Consider the following 5,533-nt stretch of genomic DNA (forward strand, 5'->3'; position numbering starts at 1 on the left):
TAAAAGAAGTCCGGCGGTGTCCTACTCTCCCACAGGGTCCCCCCTGCAGTACCATCGGCGCTGTGAGGCTTAGCTTCCGGGTTCGGAATGTAAACCGGGCGTTTCCCTCACGCTATGGCCGCCGAAACACTATTGATGTTTCAATCAAACCTATAGACAAATCATTGTTGTCTGTAGGGTTCTCGACCGTACATCGAGAACCACTCAGTGGACGCGTAGCACCAACAAACGGTGTGTTATCAAGTCATCGGCTTATTAGTACCAGTCAGCTGCATGCATTACTGCACTTCCACATCTGGCCTATCAACCCAGTAGTCTGGCTGGGAGCCTCTCACCCGAAGGTATGGAAATCTCATCTTGAGGCCGGCTTCCCGCTTAGATGCTTTCAGCGGTTATCCATCCCGAACGTAGCTAATCAGCGGTGCTCCTGGCGGAACAACTGACACACCAGAGGTTCGTCCAACCCGGTCCTCTCGTACTAGGGTCAGATCCTCTCAAATTTCCTACGCGCGCAGCGGATAGGGACCGAACTGTCTCACGACGTTCTAAACCCAGCTCGCGTACCGCTTTAATGGGCGAACAGCCCAACCCTTGGGACCTACTCCAGCCCCAGGATGCGACGAGCCGACATCGAGGTGCCAAACCATGCCGTCGATATGGACTCTTGGGCAAGATCAGCCTGTTATCCCCGAGGTACCTTTTATCCGTTGAGCGACAGCGCTTCCACAAGCCACTGCCGGATCACTAGTCCCGACTTTCGTCCCTGCTCGACCTGTCAGTCTCACAGTCAAGCTCCCTTGTGCACTTACACTCGACACCTGATTGCCAACCAGGTTGAGGGAACCTTTGGGCGCCTCCGTTACTTTTTGGGAGGCAACCGCCCCAGTTAAACTACCCACCAGGCACTGTCCCTGAACCGGATTACGGTTCGAAGTTAGATATCCAGAGTGACCAGAGTGGTATTTCAACAATGACTCCACATGAACTGGCGTCCATGCTTCACAGTCTCCCACCTATCCTACACAAGCCACACCGAACACCAATACCAAGCTGTAGTAAAGGTCACGGGGTCTTTCCGTCCTGCTGCGCGTAACGAGCATCTTTACTCGTAATGCAATTTCGCCGAGTTCGCGGTTGAGACAGTTGGGAAGTCGTTACGCCATTCGTGCAGGTCGGAACTTACCCGACAAGGAATTTCGCTACCTTAGGATGGTTATAGTTACCACCGCCGTTTACTGGGGCTTAAATTCTCAGCTTCGCCTTGCGGCTAACCGGTCCTCTTAACCTTCCAGCACCGGGCAGGCGTCAGTCCGTATACATCGTCTTGCGACTTGGCACGGACCTGTGTTTTTAGTAAACAGTCGCTACCCACTAGTCTCTGCGGCCTCCAAACGCTTTCGGAGCAAGTCCTAATACGTCGAAGGCCCCCCTTCTCCCGAAGTTACGGGGGCATTTTGCCGAGTTCCTTAACCACGATTCTCTCGATCTCCTTGGTATTCTCTACCTGACCACCTGAGTCGGTTTGGGGTACGGGCGGCTAGAACCTCGCGTCGATGCTTTTCTTGGCAGCATAGGATCATCCACTTTTTATCCGCATCGTGTCTCAGCCTATGTGAGAGACGGATTTGCCTATCTCTCGGCCTACGCACTTGCACCAGGACAACCATCGCCTGGCTTGGACTACCTTCCTGCGTCACACCTGTTAATACGCTAACCGCACCAGAATGGGGTCGTGCGCTAGGCCCAACGCGTCACCCCGAAGGGATCAGTCACTGGGATTCAGACACTTAGCACTACTGGATTAGCTTGGGCGGTTCTTCGCCGGTACGGGAATATCAACCCGTTGTCCATCGACTACGCCTGTCGGCCTCGCCTTAGGTCCCGACTTACCCAGGGAAGATTAGCTTGACCCTGGAACCCTTGGTCTTTCGGAGGACGTGTTTCTCACACGTCTTTCGCTACTCATGCCTGCATTCTCACTCGTGTAGCCTCCACGGCTGGTTTACACCGCCGCTTCGCTGGCCACACGACGCTCTCCTACCCATCAACACGGCTGGACCACGAAGGCCTACCAATAATGTCAATGCCACAACTTCGGTGGCGTGCTTGAGCCCCGTTACATTGTCGGCGCGGAATCACTTGACCAGTGAGCTATTACGCACTCTTTCAAGGGTGGCTGCTTCTAAGCCAACCTCCTGGTTGTCAAGGCAACTCCACATCCTTTCCCACTTAGCACGCGCTTTGGGACCTTAGTTGGTGGTCTGGGTTGTTTCCCTCTCGACTATGAAGCTTATCCCCCACAGTCTCACTGCTGCGCTCTCACTTACCGGCATTCGGAGTTTGGCTGACGTCAGTAACCTTGTAGGGCCCATCGGCCATCCAGTAGCTCTACCTCCGGCAAGAAACACGCAACGCTGCACCTAAATGCATTTCGGAGAGAACCAGCTATCACGAAGTTTGATTGGCCTTTCACCCCTATCCACAGCTCATCCCCTCAGTTTTCAACCTAAGTGGGTTCGGTCCTCCACGACGTCTTACCGTCGCTTCAACCTGGCCATGGATAGATCACTTCGCTTCGGGTCTAGGACATGCGACTGAATCGCCCTATTCAGACTCGCTTTCGCTACGGCTACCCCTCAACGGGTTAACCTCGCCACATATCGCTAACTCGCAGGCTCATTCTTCAAAAGGCACGCTGTCACAGCTACTAAGGCTGCTCCAACGGTTTGTAAGCAAACGGTTTCAGGTACTATTTCACTCCCCTCCCGGGGTACTTTTCACCTTTCCCTCACGGTACTTGTCCGCTATCGGTCATCTGGGAGTATTTAGGCTTATCAGGTGGTCCTGACAGATTCACACGGGATTTCACGGGCCCCGTGCTACTTGGGATACTCTTCGCGCCACGGTTGGCATTTCGACTACGGGGTTGGCACCCTCTATGACCGGCCTTTCAAGACCGTTCGTCTATACCATCGTGTAACGCCGCCATCTCGGCAGAGATGACTGAAAAGTCCCACAACCCCCAACGTGCAACGCCTGCCGGCTATCACACACGCTAGGTTTAGCCTGTTCCGGTTTCGCTCGCCACTACTAACGGAATCGCGGTTGCTTTCTCTTCCTGTGGGTACTGAGATGTTTCACTTCCCCACGTTCCCTCTACCCGCCCTATATATTCAGGCGGGAGTCACTAGGTCGGCACGCCGCCCAGCGGGGTTTCCCCATTCGGACACCCTCGGATCAAAACTTGCTTATCAGTTCCCCGAGGCTTATCGCAGATTGCTACGTCCTTCTTCGGCTCCAGATGCCAAGGCATCCACCGTTTGCTCTTAAAGACTTGAAATCACATGAGTTTGAATCAGAATCGACACCAGACCCGAAGGCCTGGCATGAAATTGACTAATGATCTTTAAGATCATCTTGTGCAACCGACCGAAGCCGGCTGCAAGATGCTCGCGTCCACTGTGTAGTTCTCAAAGTACGGGCGGTACCCCTTCTCGCCACCCCCACAGGGGAAACAACAAGAGGCCCAGAGGTACAGAAACGATCCGAAGATCGCATCCGGTCCCTCAGGACCCAACAGCGTGCAGACACCCCGCTCACGAAGCCCCACTTTCCAACCAACCCGAAGGTCAGCGTACTCACGAGACTCAGCTGCGCTGATGTCATGTCAAATGTTCCACCCATGAGCTCCCAGCGAAGAACGAACGTCTTCGATCTGGGTTCTGGACTCCGAAGAGTCAGATGCTCCTTAGAAAGGAGGTGATCCAGCCGCACCTTCCGGTACGGCTACCTTGTTACGACTTAGTCCTAATTACCGATCCCACCTTCGACGGCTCCCTCCACAAGGGTTAGGCCACCGGCTTCAGGTGTTACCGACTTTCATGACTTGACGGGCGGTGTGTACAAGACCCGGGAACGTATTCACCGCAGCGTTGCTGATCTGCGATTACTAGCGACTCCGACTTCATGAGGTCGAGTTGCAGACCTCAATCCGAACTGGGACCGGCTTTTTGGGATTCGCTCCACCTCGCGGTATTGCAGCCCTTTGTACCGGCCATTGTAGCATGCGTGAAGCCCAAGACATAAGGGGCATGATGATTTGACGTCATCCCCACCTTCCTCCGAGTTGACCCCGGCAGTATCCCATGAGTTCCCACCATTACGTGCTGGCAACATAGAACGAGGGTTGCGCTCGTTGCGGGACTTAACCCAACATCTCACGACACGAGCTGACGACAACCATGCACCACCTGTTTACGAGTGTCCAAAGAGTTGACCATTTCTGGCCCGTTCTCGTATATGTCAAGCCTTGGTAAGGTTCTTCGCGTTGCATCGAATTAATCCGCATGCTCCGCCGCTTGTGCGGGTCCCCGTCAATTCCTTTGAGTTTTAGCCTTGCGGCCGTACTCCCCAGGCGGGGAACTTAATGCGTTAGCTGCGTCACGGAATCCGTGGAATGGACCCCACAACTAGTTCCCAACGTTTACGGGGTGGACTACCAGGGTATCTAAGCCTGTTTGCTCCCCACCCTTTCGCTCCTCAGCGTCAGTTACGGCCCAGAGATCTGCCTTCGCCATCGGTGTTCCTCCTGATATCTGCGCATTCCACCGCTACACCAGGAATTCCAATCTCCCCTACCGCACTCTAGTCTGCCCGTACCCACTGCAGGCCGGAGGTTGAGCCTCCGGATTTCACAGCAGACGCGACAAACCGCCTACGAGCTCTTTACGCCCAATAATTCCGGATAACGCTTGCGCCCTACGTATTACCGCGGCTGCTGGCACGTAGTTAGCCGGCGCTTTTTCTGCAGGTACCGTCACTTTCGCTTCTTCCCTGCTAAAAGAGGTTTACAACCCGAAGGCCGTCATCCCTCACGCGGCGTTGCTGCATCAGGCTTGCGCCCATTGTGCAATATTCCCCACTGCTGCCTCCCGTAGGAGTCTGGGCCGTGTCTCAGTCCCAGTGTGGCCGGTCACCCTCTCAGGCCGGCTACCCGTCGACGCCTTGGTGAGCCATTACCTCACCAACAAGCTGATAGGCCGCGAGCCCATCCCCAACCAATAAATCTTTCCAGTAACTGACCATGCGGTCGCTACTCGTATCCAGTATTAGACGCCGTTTCCAGCGCTTATCCCAGAGTCAGGGGCAGGTTGCTCACGTGTTACTCACCCGTTCGCCACTGATCCCACAGAGCAAGCTCCGTGTTCACCGTTCGACTTGCATGTGTTAAGCACGCCGCCAGCGTTCATCCTGAGCCAGGATCAAACTCTCCGTAAAAAAGAAATGCATACGACACCGGGAAAACGGTGACGCAGCGAGTTTGATGCTGACCAAAGAGACAAATCATTGCTGACTTTATCCGTTGCCAACCCCACAAGGAGGTTGGTCTTTGATCCAAAGGAATCTCATCCAGCCGAAGCTGAATCGAGGTTATTTGGCATTTGACAAGTGCACGCTGTTGAGTTCTCAAGGATCGGATGCTCCCACGACCCAGTCATCACAACCAGGCCCGAAGGGCAACTTCTCTATCTTA

The 5,533-nt window shown here is 54.4% G+C and carries 3 rRNA genes; all 3 read right to left on the reverse strand.

The annotated features are described in order from the left end of the window. Positions 1–8: 8 nt before the first annotated feature. The 3 genes from rrf to BEP68_RS04095 all read right to left on the reverse strand — a co-directional run bounded on the left by rrf (position 9) and on the right by BEP68_RS04095 (position 5,277). Positions 9–126 (reverse strand): 5S ribosomal RNA (gene rrf / locus BEP68_RS04085). Between the two features lie 109 nt (positions 127–235). Further along, positions 236–3,340, reverse strand: a 23S ribosomal RNA gene (locus BEP68_RS04090). 412 nt (positions 3,341–3,752) lie between these two features. After that, positions 3,753–5,277, reverse strand: a 16S ribosomal RNA gene (locus BEP68_RS04095). Together the 16S, 23S and 5S rRNA genes form the textbook arrangement of a ribosomal RNA operon. Between the last annotated feature and the right edge of the window lie 256 nt (positions 5,278–5,533).

Source organism: Microbacterium sp. 4-7, from assembly GCF_014332665.1.
Lineage (GTDB): Bacteria > Actinomycetota > Actinomycetes > Actinomycetales > Microbacteriaceae > Microbacterium.